The organism is Vibrio sp. M260112, assembly GCF_036533775.1.
In the GTDB taxonomy this organism is placed as follows: domain Bacteria; phylum Pseudomonadota; class Gammaproteobacteria; order Enterobacterales; family Vibrionaceae; genus Vibrio.
In genome coordinates this window covers 1-16,884 of record NZ_JATABH010000005.1, presented here as the reverse complement: position 1 = coordinate 16,884, position 16,884 = coordinate 1, and the positions used below count along the sequence as shown (strand labels likewise).

11 protein-coding genes and 1 pseudogene are annotated in these 16,884 nt (G+C 42.9%); 10 read left to right on the top strand and 2 right to left on the bottom strand.

What is annotated here, in order from left to right; all coding sequences use genetic code 11:
- The first annotated feature begins 103 nt into the window (after window positions 1–103).
- From tssH to QTN95_RS03505, 7 genes are all read left to right on the top strand, one after another.
- Window positions 104–2,623 carry a type VI secretion system ATPase TssH gene (gene tssH, locus QTN95_RS03535; protein ID WP_443088848.1) on the top strand — a complete coding sequence of 840 codons (2,520 nt, stop codon included), beginning with the start codon at window positions 104–106 and terminating at the stop codon, window positions 2,621–2,623.
- A 2-nt stretch (window positions 2,624–2,625) separates the two neighbouring features.
- Window positions 2,626–4,221 carry a sigma-54 interaction domain-containing protein gene (locus QTN95_RS03530; RefSeq protein ID WP_331416358.1) on the top strand — a complete coding sequence of 532 codons (1,596 nt, stop codon included), beginning with the start codon at window positions 2,626–2,628 and terminating at the stop codon, window positions 4,219–4,221.
- Window positions 4,218–4,862 carry a type VI secretion system-associated protein VasI gene (vasI, locus tag QTN95_RS03525; protein ID WP_331416357.1) on the top strand — a complete coding sequence of 215 codons (645 nt, stop codon included), beginning with the start codon at window positions 4,218–4,220 and terminating at the stop codon, window positions 4,860–4,862. The genes QTN95_RS03530 and vasI overlap by 4 nt, the downstream gene beginning before the upstream one ends.
- A 2-nt stretch (window positions 4,863–4,864) precedes the next feature.
- The gene (gene tssA, locus QTN95_RS03520) at window positions 4,865–6,280 is read left to right on the top strand and encodes a type VI secretion system protein TssA (RefSeq protein WP_331416356.1); all 1,416 of its coding nucleotides are present in this window, start codon (window positions 4,865–4,867) and stop codon (window positions 6,278–6,280) included.
- 60 nt (window positions 6,281–6,340) lie between these two features.
- Entirely contained in the window at window positions 6,341–9,838 is a 3,498-nt protein-coding gene (gene tssM, locus QTN95_RS03515; protein WP_331416451.1) for a type VI secretion system membrane subunit TssM, read from the top strand.
- A 52-nt stretch (window positions 9,839–9,890) separates the two neighbouring features.
- Window positions 9,891–11,147: a type VI secretion system ImpA family N-terminal domain-containing protein gene (locus QTN95_RS03510; protein ID WP_331416355.1), complete on the top strand. Its 1,257-nt coding sequence runs from the start codon at window positions 9,891–9,893 to the stop codon at window positions 11,145–11,147.
- 125 nt (window positions 11,148–11,272) lie between these two features.
- Entirely contained in the window at window positions 11,273–11,710 is a 438-nt protein-coding gene (locus QTN95_RS03505; protein ID WP_331416354.1) for a YcgN family cysteine cluster protein, read from the top strand.
- A 59-nt stretch (window positions 11,711–11,769) separates the two neighbouring features.
- Here QTN95_RS03505 and QTN95_RS03500 read toward each other — a convergent pair.
- A pseudogene (locus QTN95_RS03500) lies at window positions 11,770–12,055 on the bottom strand (PAAR domain-containing protein).
- A 455-nt stretch (window positions 12,056–12,510) separates the two neighbouring features.
- On the opposite strand from QTN95_RS03500, the gene QTN95_RS03490 reads away from it, so the two are divergent.
- The 3 genes from QTN95_RS03490 (at window position 12,511) to QTN95_RS03480 (ending at window position 15,813) form a co-directional block, all read left to right on the top strand.
- Window positions 12,511–13,101, top strand: a complete 591-nt coding sequence (locus QTN95_RS03490) for a response regulator transcription factor (protein ID WP_331416353.1) — start codon at window positions 12,511–12,513, stop codon at window positions 13,099–13,101.
- Between the two features lie 131 nt (window positions 13,102–13,232).
- The gene (locus tag QTN95_RS03485) at window positions 13,233–13,580 is read left to right on the top strand and encodes a hypothetical protein (protein WP_331416352.1); all 348 of its coding nucleotides are present in this window, start codon (window positions 13,233–13,235) and stop codon (window positions 13,578–13,580) included.
- A 526-nt stretch (window positions 13,581–14,106) separates the two neighbouring features.
- Entirely contained in the window at window positions 14,107–15,813 is a 1,707-nt protein-coding gene (locus QTN95_RS03480; protein WP_331416351.1) for a hypothetical protein, read from the top strand.
- Window positions 15,814–15,910: 97 nt separating this feature from the next.
- Here QTN95_RS03480 and QTN95_RS03475 read toward each other — a convergent pair whose 3' ends face one another.
- Window positions 15,911–16,627, bottom strand: coding sequence for a sugar isomerase domain-containing protein (locus QTN95_RS03475; RefSeq protein ID WP_331416350.1), 717 nt, complete (start codon window positions 16,625–16,627; stop codon window positions 15,911–15,913).
- Window positions 16,628–16,884: the final 257 nt, after the last annotated feature.

Below are 16,884 nucleotides of genomic sequence, written 5' to 3'. Positions count from 1 at the left end.
TAAAGGCTAGGTGATTGCCGTGATACGCATTGAACTACCAACACTCATCTCGAAACTAAATCAACAGAGCAAGCTCGCCCTTGAACAGGCTGCAACTGTTTGTATGGAGCGCCAGCACAGTGAGATTACGTTTGAACACTATCTTGAGGTTCTTTTAGACAATCCACTTTCGGATATTCGAGTCATTTTAAAACAGTCTGACTTAGCCCTAGATGATGTTAAACAGGCGATATCCAGTAGTTTTGTACGGGGTCAGTATTTAGATGGCTACCCTGCGTTTTCTCCGTTACTTGTCGAGCTTGTTCAAGAAGCTTGGTTGCTCTCCACCACGGATCTGAATCAAACAGAACTGCGCTCTGGCGCGATTTTACTCGCAGCGCTCACTCGTGCAGACCGTTATATGGATCAGAAACTCGTTCGTTTGTTGGACGTGATCAATCGTGAAAACTTGAAAAAGCACTTTGATGTTATCTTGTCTGATTCTTCAGAGACACAAGTCGCAGAACAGCCGAAAGCGCTTACTACGCAAAACTCCGATACATCTCTGCTGACCAAGTACTGCACTAACGTAACAGAACAAGCGCGTCAGAACGAACTCGACCCAGTGTTATGTCGAGAAAGTGAAATCAATTTGATGATTGATATTCTTTGCCGTCGCCGTAAAAACAACCCGATTGTGGTCGGTGATGCAGGTGTTGGTAAGAGTGCCATGATTGAAGGTTTAGCGCTTCGTGTTGTCGCGGGCTCCGTTCCGTTGCCGCTTCAAGGTGTCGAACTCTACTCTTTAGACCTAGGATTGCTCCAAGCGGGTGCATCTGTGAAAGGAGAATTTGAGAAGCGTCTAAAAGGCGTCATTGAAGCGATTAAGCACTCGCCAAAACCGATCATCTTGTTTATTGATGAAGCTCATAATCTCATTGGAGCGGGTAACCAAGAAGGAAGTGGGGATGCGGCGAATTTGCTCAAGCCAGCTCTCGCTCGTGGTGAACTGTCAACGATTGCTGCAACCACATGGAAAGAATACAAAAAGTACTTTGAGAAAGATCCAGCGCTTACACGTCGCTTCCAACTCGTTAAGTTAGATGAACCTAGCGTTGAACAAGCGGTCGATATCCTGCGAGGATTGAACTCCGTCTATGAGCAAACTCATAATGTGCTGATCACAGATGATGCACTGAAGGCGGCGGCTGAGCTTTCGGCACGCTACATCTCTGGTAGACAACTGCCGGATAAAGCGATTGATGTTCTTGATACTGCTTGTGCACGTATTGCCATCAACCTTACCGCCCCACCAAAGCGTTTAGCATTTATCGAAACCGCTTGCCATCAGCGCCAACTTGAAATTGATATGCTTGAACGCGCTCAGTTATTAGGCAAAGAGGTTAATCAGCAAAGGCTTGATGAACTTAAGGCAGAAGAGGTTGCAAACGAGCAAGAGCACAATCGCTTAACTGAGCAATGGCAACAGCAAAAGCTATTAGTTGAAACGATCATTGAACTTAGAGCTTCTCTAACGCAAGGCAATGACGAAGCCCCTATTAGTGATGAGCAACGCCGCGAAACTCTAGCGCAAATTCGCGTTAAGTATGAAGAGTTAGAGTCCATTCCTCATGATCACCGTTTGATTTATGCCCAAGTTGACGCTCAACAAGTAGCAGAAGTCGTGGCGGACTGGACCGGTGTTCCGGTTGACCAGATGAACAGCGACGAACTGCACAAGATCACTCATCTAACCACGATACTTGGTCAAGCGATTAAAGGTCAGGATGTTGCGATCAAACGCATCCACAAACATCTTCTCACTGCGCGCGCTGATTTACGCCGGCCGGGGCGTCCGAAAGGGGCTTTCTTACTTGTTGGGCCAAGTGGTGTAGGTAAAACCGAGACAGTGGTTCAGCTTGCTGAAAGCTTGTATGGCGGCAGACAGTTCTTGACGACGATTAACATGTCTGAATATCAAGAAAAGCATACAGTCTCGCGTTTAATCGGCTCACCCCCAGGCTATGTGGGTTACGGAGAGGGTGGTGTGCTGACGGAATCCATTCGTAAGATGCCATACTCTGTTGTGTTACTTGATGAAGTTGAAAAAGCGCACCCTGAAGTACTTAACCTTTTTTATCAGGCGTTTGATAAAGGGGAGCTCGCAGACGGTGAAGGGCGCTTAATTGATTGCCAAAACATCGTATTTTTCCTGACATCGAATTTGGGCTTCCAAACGATAGTTGACCATGCTGAGAGACTAGATCAACTTGATGATGCCCTCTATCCTGAGTTAGCCGCATTCTTTAAACCTGCCTTACTTGCACGTATGGAAGTGATTCCTTACATGCCACTTACCCCAGAAGTGCTGGAGCAAATTGTTCGCAGTAAATTAGTTCGTTTAGAAAACCTGTTTAGTGAACGTTATGACGCTGAAGTGGTGATCGAGGACTCATTGATTGATGAGATTTTGTCGAGAGCAACACGCTCTGAAAATGGCGCGCGTATGCTAGAAGCCATTATTGAAGGTCAATTGCTTCCGCCAATCTCTCTCGCACTACTGAACAAGCTCTCCGCACAGAAACCCGTGAAACGAATCTATCTAGCGGCTCAAGATGGTGAGTTTATTGGTGAGGTAGAGTAGCTATGTCGAATTGGCTAGAACTGGTGACGGAGTTGATCGCTACCCGCAGTAAATTTGAGCTGACGGAAAAGTTTACTCAGATTCTTAGTACTGAACTCGGTCTATCAAAATGCTTGCTTCTAATGCCAACATCAGATGGTCGTGAACTTGTGCCGCATGATCCGCAAGTGGAAGCGTCTTGGGGGGTGAATGATTTAAATAATCCCTTTGCACACGTACTCCAAAACGCGAGTCAGATGTCCCTGACGGCAGAGGAGTTGCTGTTTTGGCGAGGAGATACAGCTTTCACTGAGTTGGTATCGAATACTGGCACGTTTGAATGTGTGTTCATTTGCCCTTTGCCTTTTCATTCCAATCAAGTGCAATTGATCCTCTTTATGCAAGGTGCAAAAACAGCAGTAACTGACGTCTTTAACAGTGATGATGGCGCTAAGTTTATCGACATTTTCACTAAGCAGTGGGGGCTACTGGGAGAGAAGGAGCGTGAGCAGCGAGATATTCAAACGCTCGCTGAATCTTTGAGTGATATACAAAGAGACACTAAGCGAAGGGATCTCGCCGATCAACTTTCTTACTCTTTGATTGGCAAAAGTTCGGTGATGCAAAGGCTACGTCAACAGATAGTCAGCGCGGCGGACTCTCAGTTGTCCGTTATGGTTCAAGGCGATACAGGTACAGGTAAAGAGTTGGTGGCTCAGGCGATTCACCAAATCTCAAGTCGCAGTGCGCAACCTTTAGTTGCCATTAATTGTGCCGCTATCCCAGAGAACTTACTCGAAAGTGAACTGTTTGGTTACTGCAAAGGTGCCTTCTCTGGCGCTGAATCTGACAGAGATGGTCTGATTGCACAGGCGAATGGTGGAACGCTCTTTTTAGATGAAATTGGTGATATGCCGCTCGCTTTGCAGGCTAAATTGCTACGAGTGCTGGAAACGAAAAAGTTCAGACCTATCGGCGGTAAGAATGAGCTGAGCTCTGATTTTCGTTTGGTATCTGCAACACATGTCAATTTGCTTGCTCAAGTGAGAAACAAACTATTTAGACAAGACCTTTATTACCGATTGTTTCAGTTCCCTTTGACTTTGCCAAAATTGTCGGAGCGATTGGAAGACATTGAGCTATTAAGCCAACACTTTGTTGCCGAGTTCAATTCACAACACGGTACTCAGATTCGGGGACTGCACTACAAAGCGTTGGATTGCCTTAAACAGTACTCATTTCCGGGCAATGTCCGTGAGTTGAAGCTTTTGGTCGAGTTTGGCTGTGCACAGTGTCGCGATGAGTTGGAAGTGAGTGAAGGCAGCTTGGCGAATCGGATTGCGTGTCTTGATTTCGAACTGAACAGGGTCGAGCAACGCGGGACCTCACCGCAGAGCACTCAGTCGAGCGGTATGACGGATAACCCTTATCTTGCCGCACAGAGTGATTTATCGACGATCAAAGACCTTAAACAAGCCGTCAACGAATTTGAAGAATTTATCATTCGTGAGCGCTTGATCCTTTTTTCTGGTGATCGAGGTAAAACGGCGGAAAGCTTGGGCATTCCTAAACGAACACTGGCTTATAAATGCCAGAAATTGGAGATCAAAGCAGGATGAACAATTTGAGATCTCTCATTTTATTGTCGACTTTGGCCGCTTTTTCTCTCTCAACGAATGCGGCTCAAGAGTCCGTTAGTTCTGAACTGATTAGGGGTAAACAATGCACCTTAATTTCTGAGCGATTAGAGCGCCTGAGCTGTTTTGATGACGTTTTTCGGACGCCGACCACTTCGAATCGTCAATCTGTATCTGATGATAAGCCGCAAGCTTGGCACATCGCTTTTGAGACTTTAGATAGTCATGCGCCATTGAACGTGATTGAAAGTGGTACTGAGCAAGAGGGCGACGTCTGGTTAACCTTAGCATCCCGACATGCCGAGGGTGAACTGGCGGCGGTGTTAATGATGAGCTGCATTAATAAGATCAGTCGTGTTGAGTTAGCGCTACCTGAAGCGATAGAAGATGGACGAATTCGAGTGTCTATTGCTGGTGGTCCGAGTCAGAGCTGGAGAAGCGATGATATTGGAGTGTTGTTCTCTTCGGCTAGAGGTTTACCTGCAATATCTATGATGAAGGTGATGGCGTTGGATACAAGGCTTGTTCTTCGTTCTAATTCGCAGACGGTGGATGGGTTGCAGTTTGATACGACAGGATTGAACCAAGCTTTAACACCACTTAGAGCAAGGTGTGGGTGGTAGCAATGGAATTGACTCAATATCGAACCAGTATCGTTAGACCAATTAGTGGCGATTCACCGGTAGGAGAAAGACTATTAGATGAGCCACTGTTTGATTTTGTTGAAGACCAAATGATGAAAGTCGGTTCTCTTTCTCACGCCACAGTTCAGTGGCAAGAGGTTGAGCACAGTGCGATTACTTTGCTTAATGAGAAGAGCAAAGATATTAAGTTACTGGTTTATTTACTTCAGTGTTTGCATAACCAATTGACACCAAGCCGTTTGATAACCTCGTTTGGTGTGATGAGCGACTTCATTGAGCACTATTGGAATGATTGTTTCCCAGCACCCGGAAAGAGAGGCAACTTACCGCGCAGAAAGTTTTTCAGTCAGATGTGTCAACGTTTCTCAATGGCTGTGGATAAGTTTGATTTCACGACTCTCGATAGCCAAGACAGAGACGAGTTGCAAACGGTGGTTCAAGGGTGGCAGAAAACAATACAAGCCAATCAACTCTCTTCAGATGTTGCGGATTCTATCGCGCTAACGATTAGCACCCAGCTTAAACGAGCTCAAGAGCGAGAGGAGTCACAGCACAGCACGGTACAAGCAAAAGACTCAGAGACAGAGACGTCACAAAGCACAGCGGCATCCTCCTCTTATTCTTTATCCGTTGACAATTCCAGTGATAAAGCAGCAAAGCAAACCCTGCTTAAAGTCGCGGAATATCTCTCTGATCAAGAGTCGGGTGCGGCATTAGCAATACGAGTACGTCGCCACGCGCTTTGGGGTTCTATCACGACGTTACCAGATCATGATCATCTCGGAAAAACGTTACTGCGTGGCATGCAAGTGGAGCGAATTAAAGAGTATCAAGACCAGTTACATCAACCTGATCTCGCTCTGTGGAGAAAGATTGAACAAAGTTTGACGATTGCTCCTTATTGGTTTGATGGTCAGCTCATGAGCCACGATATCGCAAAGTCGCTTGGTCAACAGAGCTGGTGTCAGGCCATTCGACAAGAAACTCAGTTTTTTGTCGAACGTTTTCCAAACGTGTTTGAACTCAAGTTTAAAGATGGTTCGCCATTTGTAACTGACATGGTGCGTGATTGGTTAGCGAGTGGTGACATGGCCGCTTCAGGTGGCAATGTTTCAGGTAGTTGGAGTGAACAACGTGAAGAAGCTTTCAAGCTCGCTCAAGAGGGGGGGATCGCCGTTGCGATGTCGATGCTCAATGATGGCCTTGTTGCCGCGACAGAGCCACGCGATCGCTTTTATTGGCGTTTGCTTTGTGCCGATCTTTTGCGGCATAGCCAGTTAGAAGCGATGGCGAAAGAACAGTATCAAACCTTAAAGCAAGAAATTATCCAGGCGAGCGTCACTGAGTGGGAGCCGTCTTTAATAGAACAACTAGAACGATATATAGCGTTAGATTAAGCAAAGGGACTATCCATGTGGAAAAGTATCATTGGGCTTGTTAAGAAACTTAAGCCGGGCATAGCAGCGGCCCTTCCTATTTTGCTGTTTACTCTATTTATACTACTCAACGTTGCCATTTGGTGGGCAGGTCCTTGGCTGGAAATTCTCGGGACGAAACCTTTAGAGTCCGTGATGGCTCGAAGCATCGCGAGTGCACTGTTTGTGTTGCTCTCGTTGTCAGCGTGGGGTATTTGGCAGTGGCGTAAATTGCAAGGTTTTAAGAGTCAGCAAAAACGAGAAGAACAGCGAAAACTCGATCCAATTGCGAAATATGAAGAGCGTCAGGAAGTCGAACTGAATAACGTAATGAAAGAGATGAAGCAAAGCCTCAATACGCGTAACTATCTCTATTCATTGCCTTGGTATCTAGTGTTGGGTGTTGAGAACGCAGGTAAAACAAGCTTAATCAACCGTTCAGGACAGAACTTTGCGCTTTCTTCTGTTATGCGAGCCTCGGGGCAGAAAAGTGATAACCCTTACTATTTCGACTGGTGGATTGGTGATGAGTCAGTACTGATTGACCCTGATGGTGAGTTACTTACTCAACGTAATCGTAAAGACGAGGAAGCCGCTGAAATACAGCGCCGCTTATGGCTTCATTTCATCAATTGGTTGGAAAAAACGCGCAGTAGAAGGCCGTTAAACGGTATTGTTCTCGCGCTTGATATCGCTAATCTTGCCGTCTCTACTGCGTCAGAGCGTAAGGCTTATGCAAACTTGCTGCGTGCGCGTATTCGCGAATTAATGGAAACACTGGCGACTCGCTTACCAGTCTACATTACGCTGACAAAACTTGACTTGTTGTATGGTTTCGAACCTTTCTTTAAACATTATTCCAAGTCACAGCGGGATGAAGTATTAGGTTTCACCTTCTCTCTAGAATCGGTCGATAATTTAGATCACTGGTTAGAAGAGTTTTCTAAAGACTATGGGCAGTTTGTATCAAGAATCAACGAACTCTTTCCCCATGCGGTGGCAGAGCCGTTGGAACAAGCCGAGCGTGATGCTATCTATAGCTTTACGCGTCAAATGTCAGGGCTGCAAGATATTCTCAAAAACTTTTTCCGAGATGCACTCTCAAGTGATCAGTTCTCTACTTCTGCGTTAGTTCGTGGTGCTTACTTTACGTCGGTTTATCAGCAGGGAGTACCTAGCAACGCCTTTGGAGATTCCGCCTCTCGTCGCTATGGTCTATCGCATGCGGTGAACGAAGCTCAAAATGCCAAGAACTCAACGGTATATTTTACTCAGAAGTTATTTAGCAACATTATCTACCCAGAGGCAGGATTGGCTTCGGATAACTTCCGAGTGGCAAAACACAAACGTCGTTTAATGGGCCTTTCCATTACCGCTTGTATGGTGGCAACGGTGCTTTTAGTGGGGACGTGGCATCGCTATTACCTAACCAATGTTAACCAGTCTGATGCGGTACTCACTAAGGTCAATGAGTACAAAACTCAATACCCATCTAATCTTTATCTGGCTTCTCAGAAAGACATTCTTGAGCCGTTAAACAAGATTCGACAAGCGACATTGGAGTTCGGTTTTTTCCGTGACAAGCCACGCTACTTATCTGATCTAGGTCTATATCAAGGGCATACTATTGGGCCAATGGTAGAAAATACCTACCTTAACTTGCTCGAAAACCGTTTCTTGCCACTTCTAATGGCGGATGTCGTTGTTGCGCTTAAACAGGCTGAGAATGGGGAAGAGAAACTGGCAGTTTTACGAGTTTATCGCATGCTGGTAGATAAGAGTGGTCGCTACGAAGATTATGTGCTTGATTACTTTGGTAAATATTGGCAGAGCACGTTTGTCGGGCAAAAACAGGTTCAGGGTGAACTGTTAGAGCACTTAGATTATGCGATGCGTCATACCGATCTCGCTGGAAAAAGGCAGCAAGGTGACGAGTTCGCAGAACGAGTGATGAAGCCATACGATCGCACCATCGCCAGCGCTCAAGCAGAACTTAGCACTATGCCTAACGATCAGCGTGTTTACCGAAATTTGAAGCTGAACGCGCAAACCGTGTTAGGCCCTTCGATCAGTATTCGTAATTTAGTTGGTCCAATCTTTGATGTTGTGTTCGAAGAGCGTGTGGCTAATAGCAGCTTGTATATACCACAAATGCTGACAAAAGCCGGCTTTGAAAACTATTTCATGCCGAGATCCGAGTCTGTCTCGGAGTTAGCTCTGATCGATAGTTGGGTATTAGGCCAATCTAAAACGGCGCAGTTTAGTGAAGCAGATAAACAAGTACTTCGTGAAAAGATTCGCAATCTGTATGTTGCAGATTATGTGAACACTTGGCGTGCAGCATTGAATGATATCAACATGAAATATTTTGGTGACATCAATGATGCGGTGATGGTGCTAGAGAGTTTGACTGGAAACGTCGAGCCAATGCAGCGATTACTCAGGACATTAAAGAACAACACTCAGGTCATTGAGGGATTAGACCCAGATAATGACGCAGCAGAAGAACTGCTAAAGAGTGCTAAATACAAAGTCGCGTCAAGCATTCAATCTCCATTTGCTGAGTTAAACTTAATGCTTAAACCCGTTGGAGAGCAACCTGCGTATATCAATGAAGTCCTTGAATCGGTTGATGAACTGAAGACTTATTTGAAATCGATTCAAGAATCACCAGATGTAGGTATGGCAGCGCTTGACGCAACGAAGGCGCGAGTAAAGTTAGTAAGTGCGGATCCTATCTATACCTTGAAGCGCATCTCTTCTGGTTTACCAAGACCATTGGATAGCATGATCGCTAAGCTGGCAGATGAAAGCTGGTATGTGGTGAAGCAAGAAGCGATTAGACATTTAGAAGTGCGTTGGACTGAAGATGTTTACAGGCCGTACTATACCAGGCTTGCGAGTCGCTACCCGTTTAATCCTGCTTCCACAAAAGATGTGGCACTGGAAGATTTCGAATCCTTCTTTGCTCCTAATGGCACCTTGGATAACTTTTACACTAATCAACTGAAAATTTTTATTGAAGAGAACATTGCCGTTGATGATTACGATAACGCTCAATCGCTCATCCGCCCTGAGGTACTAGCGCAGATTGAACAAGCACAAAGAATTCGTCAGGCGTTCTTTAACCGTAAAGGTATCTTAGACGTAAACTTTTCTGTAGAGCCTCTTCAGTTAAGTGGGAATAAACGCCGCAGTGTACTTAATGTTGATGGTCAGTATCTCACATACAGCCATGGACCGCGTGAAGGTGTTGAGCTGATTTGGCCAAATACCTTGCGTGATTCTGCCGTGTCTAAAGTGACTTTGGTGCCAACCAAGTCCAACTTGTCGCCTAGAAGTATTAACGAGAAAGGACCTTGGGCATTTTTCCGACTATTGGAGAAGGGTAACGTTATGTCAGCGGGCAAGACGTCGGTTGATTACCGATTTGATGTCGATGGCGGAGACATGATTTATCGCATTAATGCTGAATCGGATGCCAATCCATTTACTGAACGTCTGTTTAAGTCGTTCAAGCTATCTAAGACTCTTTACTAAAACACTAAAAGGAGCGAGGTGACTCGCTCCTTTTCTACAGGACGAAGTATCTATGTCCAATACAGTATTACTTGACCAAGTTGTTTATCGTGTAACAGCCGATTCTGACTCAATCAGACATCTCGAAAGTTATCAAAAAATCAGAGATGAGATTAATAGTCGCTATAATCCCCTGTCTGGTGGAACTAATTGGCAAGAGGTATATGAAGCGTGTGAACACCTTGCTAAGGGACCAGGTGTTGACTTACTCATGTGTAGCTATCTAACCATAGCCAAGCTGAAAATTGAGGGGTTGGCGGGTTATGCCAATGGCTTAGAGCTCCTAATACAATGCTTGAGTTTGCTATCCAAGCCGGACTCAAAATCGGCCAAAATGCGCAAAGAAGTTTTAGATTGGGTCAATGGCAAGGCCATTCCTGAGTTAAAGAAAATGAAACCCTCTCAAGATCAGTTGCGAGATCTTTATCGCAGCGAGAGAGTATGCGAAAGAATCCATCACTGGATGACACTTCAACAGCCTCAAGTGGACGTTGACTTTGAAGGGGTTGGATTTGTTCTGTTTGAACATATTGATCAAATAGAAACGCGTTATCATACGGCGATAAAGCGCCAAGAAAAACAGCTAGAAAACGACAATAGAGTCACGCGTCGCCGTTACTACTGGGGTTTGACTGGCACACTTGTATCGACGCTTGTCGTGAGTGGTGTGTGTGGGTGGCTCTATTACAATCCGAGCTTCATCAATCAATATCAGTTCAAGCAGTCGGTCGAAGTCCCCGCACTCAATACAAGCAACCTTGATCGTTATGTTGAGCATACTAAACCGACAAAATTAGCCGCTGTTCAAGCTGAGCTGATCCCTCTGTATCGCACGTCGATTGGGGAGAAAACCAAAGTCTCAATTGAGCAGCCTTACTTAAAGGCGTTAGAACAACTCAATGTTTTGCAGAAACTGTATGCAGGAGACGAGCAAGTTGAACAGATAAGCCAGACCCTATATCAAGACCAACAGTTCGCGCTCGATCAGGCGAATGAATCCATCGCTCGGTTTAGTGAAATACGCACAAAGATGGCAAATATTGCGCTGCTCGCTAAGAAACAGCGTTGGCAACAGGTCGCGAATGAAACCAAATCATTGGAGGACTTTGCAGTCAGCCTATCGCCAATCTATGGTCGAGTAGGCTATGTAGAAAACTTGATTGAGCAACGCCAGTACGAGCAAGCCCAGCAAGAGTTTGATGAATTGAAAAGACGTCTGAATAATTTAAGTTGGAAAGTGGCCGAACTAAATCAAAGGCTTGAAGAGTAGAGCCTTGAATAACATAGATGCATATCGGTTAACCCCTAGAGGAATCACTTGCACTTTGGACAAAGGATCTATATAAATTCCGCTTTCCTTTTCCACGATGATATTTGAACACTTGGGGTTATCATATGACGCAGTTTTGGCAGCAAAAAGCTCTCGAAGAGATGACCGAAAATGAATGGGAGTCGCTTTGTGACGGTTGTGGAAAATGTTGCTTGCACAAACTGATGGATGAAGACACCGATGAGATCTACTACACCAACGTGGCGTGTAGTTGGTTAAACAGTAAGACCTGTTCGTGTAAAGACTACCCAAACCGTTTTAGCTCAGGTGAAGAGTGTACCAAGCTAACTCGTGAAGATATTGATGATTTTACATGGCTTCCGCACACTTGTGCTTATCGTTTACTCGCTGAAAAGCAACCTCTTCCTGAATGGCACCCGTTAATCACGGGCTCTAAGTCTGCTATGCATGCTGAAGGGGAGAGCGTACGTAATAAAGTGGTGTACGAAATCGATGTTGTTAACTGGGAAGACCATATCCTCAATCACCCAAACAGAGATTAAAATCAATAGGCTGTAACCGATAGGTCTACAGCCTATTAGACGATGGTGAGGTTGGAATATTATCCTATCTCGACATCGGATGATGCCGACGATATTGTTCCTCCGCAGTCTATCGAATCCCCAAAACGTGCTGCGAAATATGCTCGACGAACCTTCCGCTACACTTCTAGGGTGATTACCATGAGGGGTCTTATCACACGGGCAGCCATGATCTTGCAGTGGATCACCTTGGCGAACTGCTGGCTGAAAGTTAATCATCACACTTGGACTCCCTGCAATGATTGGTGTTGGTGGGAAGCAATCGTGCTCCGATCCGGTATCACCTAGCCTTGCTGCTTTTGGCATATAGCCTCATACTATTAAATGGACATTATGCCCATCGATATTTAAAAAATGACGAGCACATGAAGCGATGTTATGTCATCTCTCAGAGCTTACTCATATCGCCGAGAAAACCCTTGGCGCTAAGGTCAAACCAATATTGAACAGTCTACTCAAAGGCGAGTTATTCATTATTAATCAAGTACTGTGCCAATTTTAAAAATTCAATATTTTCAATGGCTGTTCCCTTGGCTTTTGTCTTGAACGCGACGTTAACTGTTTGATTTGCTTCCATAGCTGAATGGCTTCTTCATCAATCCAAAATGTCAGTGAGCCTAGATTAATTAAAGCTTGGTTATAGTGTTTCCAATTTGGAATTGATGACTTTCCATACTTTCATAAAAAAATTTCTTATTATATAAAAACTAGGAATACATCCAGGGGGGATTATCATACAAACCTATTTGTAGAGGCTTCCAATGAACTCAATTAAAACGCTTATATTAGATAACCAACCAATTATTAGACGTGCTCTTGCATCAATGCTTAATGGCATTACTATTAATACTGAGATTTTTCAATCAGATTCAATAAAGGATGCACACCGTATTCTTCGTGGACAGAGTATTGATATGATCATACTTGATATCGTTTTGAATGATGGAAATGGCTTAGATTTCATTCAGCGTATTCGAAAAAGTGGTTATAAAGGCAGGGTTTTATTTGTTTCTTCAAATAATTACCCTCTCTTTAACCATACCGCTAAGAAAGTAGGTGCTAATGGTTACATACTTAAGACAGAAGACACTTCACTAATTAATGAAGCCATTTTAGTAACCTATCGAGGGTTTTATGCATTCAAAGAGAGTTTGGCTACAGAACATGAACTCCCTGATCTAACAGAGCGTGAATCAGTAGTATTTGGCTATTTATCTCTAGGCTACTCAAACAAGAAAATCTCAGAACTATTATCTTTGAGCTCAAAGACGATTAGCACTTACAAATCTAGAATTCTAGAAAAATTCAACGCTAATTCCATTGTCGAGATAATGGAGTTTCAACGCGTATAACACTGTTACTAACGCCGTCAAACATGAATAAAACTTTCCCAATTGGAAAGAGTACTTTTGACCAATTCATTCACTTTACTACAAGCATGGAATAACTGAGCACGGATTCTCACTATCTACATTGAGAGAAATTGACGATGCTATTACCTAAGAACACCTTCGAAGCGCTGCAAATTCCAAATATGATGTTACATAATATGAGCATTAAACTACTTGAGGACCAGGGATTTAGCGAGTCTGAAGCAAGAAAGATCATTGAGGTAGAAGTTTATTTATTAAGCCTAAGAGACACACGTAAGGTTCGTAATCAAGTGAACCGACACGAATACACTTTCGAGCAAGCGATGCTCCAGCTTCTGAAGCAAAAACAACGTCAATATTTCTTCATATTGTTACAACAATTTTGGGAAGCTCAAGTCCGAAAGCACAAAGAAAGCGCCAAACCATCTTTGTTCCTTAACTACGATATCAAAAGCTAAAGTGAAAACTAAAAGAAGTTCATATAAACATGTAAGGGCATTCTGATGTGTACAGATACAATAAAAATGTTGGTAATGAACCGGTTTCACCCAGTAAGAGAGCCTTATAAACATGTATCTTGCTGTGCGCAACGCTCAATAATGTTGACACGCTATTATTCTAAAGGGCAAAACTTTTACTGGTTTTGTTTAAGTTGTCACTCTATTACCCTTGCTCGGACAGTGCATTATTAGTCTGACTTTACACTTCTGAATTATTCACTCAATTTGGTAGTGATTGAGTGAATGATTTTAGTAACTATACCCGGCTTTGATTCGTGTTTTCTTAGTTGTCATTGTCCACCTCGTTAGTGAATGTACTCACTTAACACAGTGTCTTCTGGAGCGGTTCGGCAGGGATTCACACATAAAAGCATTATAAAATAAAAGTGTAGGAAAATTCCTATTTCCTTTGGTTAATCTTGAGTACACAAGTAAGCCGCAATACTATTCACCATCTTTTCTGTACAGTATATAGGTTTCATTAATGAACGTGAATTTTAACATAATGCTTTTTATTTTAGTTATTATGTTATCGGCATGCAGTGAGGAAAGTGATGTTAAGCAACTATCTATCGATGGTGATAATAACCCTTCAACAGATGGCGGAACCCCTCCAGTTGTAATGCCAGATTATCCATGGACTTTAAACGATGGTGGGGAGTTTTTAAGTGTAAATAGCATTGATTATAAAACTAATGATAGCTTAACATTAATTGATGCTACAGTCTTACAAACCGAAAGTTTTGTTAAGTTGGATTCAAATGGAAAACAAGTCTATAGATTTGATGACGTTGATATTATTGATTTAGGTTCAAATCAGTTTGAAGTGATAAATAATACTCCTGATAAAATTAACAAAATGTTGGTCAATACAAATGAGCATGACAACCCTATTTTGGTTTCAATGGATATCACGCTTCAACCATTCAGTAAGTCTGAGGTATTATTTAGTGAAAATATTACTAGTGTTTCTTTCTATAATACGTTAAGGATGTTTTTACCCCAAATAACTTTGGCTGGAGAAATGTCCTCTGAGGAAGGTAAGTTATGTTCAACGCCTTGCTATTCAGACCCAGATGCTCAGCAAAGCAGTGTGTATTGGGTGCTTTCTAGTAACTTACATAAAGCGCTTAACCACAAAGCTCTCTTACCTGAACTATTACGATACTATCGTGAAAATGGATGTACAGATTATCCGAGCGCTTGTGCTAGTAATGGTGAAAGTGTTGCGAATATAAACTATATGAAAATGGGAGTTAAGGGGCATAAACTTACCTTGAAAACGCTTTCAGGTCCTTATTCTAATGAGGGGGTTGGGGCAGGAGGTACGCCTAATCTAGAAGAGATTCAAACCAATAGTTCGGGGTGGGCGTCAATTTGGACCGACTATATTACAGCTGGTGTAGCATCTTTTAGACCTTTTGACCTAAGAACTCAGAAAACCTTATTCCATGAAAGTGCTCATGGATATGGTTATAATCATAATTCAGGTATGACATATGGTTTTGCAGATTATTATGGTCAAGAGTTTTTAAGTAAATATTTTGATGATAAAGACATAACGGGTGTAAGTTATTTAAATCCGGCATCTATTGTCCCAGTATTAGTCGAGTCCAAAAATAATCATTTGAAGTACAAGATTTTTACTCTTGAGGAAAATTATGATTACACTAGTGTTTCTTCTCGCGTTATTACGGAAGAGAAAATTTCTAGAAAGGATAGATTTTTCGTAGAAAACGGCTCTCTTTACTATGAACTTATTTTAAATGAATCTCCGACTAGCTCTGTGGTCATGCAATTTTATGATGATTCGAGTAACTTTGTGTTTAGCACAAGAGAAATATCTGAATTTCACCAACCTAAACCGATTATTGTTGATGGGGTTGATTTGAATTACTATGAACTATCTAATAAGGTAACTCAAGGTCGAAACTTTATTCACGTCAATAGTATTTGTAGTAAATACATTCCAGGAAGTATAGGGGCTACAAAAAACAACTATAGCGAACTTTGGAGTTCAAATAATTTTGACGCATCCTTACTAAATTCCACTTATTATATTTCTAGTAATATGTCTCAAACCAATAAGAGATGGAAAATTAATATGAAGGATACCTTGACATTGAACATGACTAGCGAAGATAGATATACTCCTTTTGGGATGGAGGATAGCTTACTCTGTGTAAATTGATTGGTAGGAGATCACCATCGTTTCTGGCATCCGACCGCTAGATTACGAGGGTGACCTCTTTGCCAAAAGTGGTTAATTGACGAAAAGAACATTTGTGTTACATGGATTTTAATCGAGATCCAAAATGCTGATACACATAATCATTATCGAAACCATCAACATTTTGGCTAGAGAAGATAAGTGGTGTTACGCCTTGTTTTAGCGCTTCTTTCTGAGACTCTACAACCAGCATATTCATGATCACCATGCCTGCTATGCTGGAAAATGCTCCTGTCACTTTACCATTAACAAGACACAACCCATCACCGGCGGGAACCTGATTGTCGATGACGACATCTGCAATATCCATTAGTTTCAGACCTGAACTATGGCGGCTTGGGTATTTGGATGACTGCTCTACTGAAGTTATCGCGATAACCCGATGACCTTTAGCTATTGCAATTTGGGCAAATTCAATTGGAAGCGCATTGCGCCCAGAATTAGAAATAACCATCACCACATCATCAGGGTGAATATTCTGATTATTCCAAATGACTTCAGCCAACCCAGGTAATTTTTCCATTGCCGACCCTCTTAGTGCGCCATCATTGGTGAGCAATACTGAGTCTAAAATTGCATTGATGTTGCCAAGACCACCTGCACGAATAAAGCCCTCTAAACCAATCATATGAGAATGACCAGTACCTAATACTTGTATCATATTGTCGTTAACAATAGCTTGAGCGAACAACTCTGTTGCTAGCGATAATGCTTCTTGGTTTGCTTCTACAAGAGAGTCGAGCTTTGGCATTAAGCAATTAAGATATTCGGACATTGTTTAGTTCTCCTACACTGTGTGCTGATTAATTAACTTTACCAGTTCTATCTTTCGTTGTTGATATTATTGCCCACTGTCGACTCGATATAATAGAACTTGTTGAAGGTAAGCGTTCACCAGCAGTCCATTGACAAAAAGTGTGAGTTAACGCAATTGATCCAACATTCCTAATTGAGTGATCATTTCTAGCCGTCATGCTTAATGCATGAAAAAGAAAAAATCTAAATTCTCATCTTCGCCGCCCGTGGCCTCAG

Bases quoted from the DNA above. Each gene is read 5' to 3' on its own strand.
- tssH (WP_443088848.1), top strand. From the start codon at position 104: ATGGAGCGCCAGCACAGTGAGATTACGTTTGAACACTATCTTGAGGTT.
- QTN95_RS03530 (WP_331416358.1), top strand. From the start codon at position 2,626: ATGTCGAATTGGCTAGAACTGGTGACGGAGTTGATCGCTACCCGCAGT.
- vasI (WP_331416357.1), top strand. From the start codon at position 4,218: ATGAACAATTTGAGATCTCTCATTTTATTGTCGACTTTGGCCGCTTTT.
- tssA (WP_331416356.1), top strand. From the start codon at position 4,865: ATGGAATTGACTCAATATCGAACCAGTATCGTTAGACCAATTAGTGGC.
- QTN95_RS03510 (WP_331416355.1), top strand. From the start codon at position 9,891: ATGTCCAATACAGTATTACTTGACCAAGTTGTTTATCGTGTAACAGCC.
- QTN95_RS03505 (WP_331416354.1), top strand. From the start codon at position 11,273: ATGACGCAGTTTTGGCAGCAAAAAGCTCTCGAAGAGATGACCGAAAAT.
- QTN95_RS03490 (WP_331416353.1), top strand. From the start codon at position 12,511: ATGAACTCAATTAAAACGCTTATATTAGATAACCAACCAATTATTAGA.
- QTN95_RS03480 (WP_331416351.1), top strand. From the start codon at position 14,107: ATGAACGTGAATTTTAACATAATGCTTTTTATTTTAGTTATTATGTTA.
- QTN95_RS03475 (WP_331416350.1), bottom strand. From the start codon at position 16,627: ATGTCCGAATATCTTAATTGCTTAATGCCAAAGCTCGACTCTCTTGTA.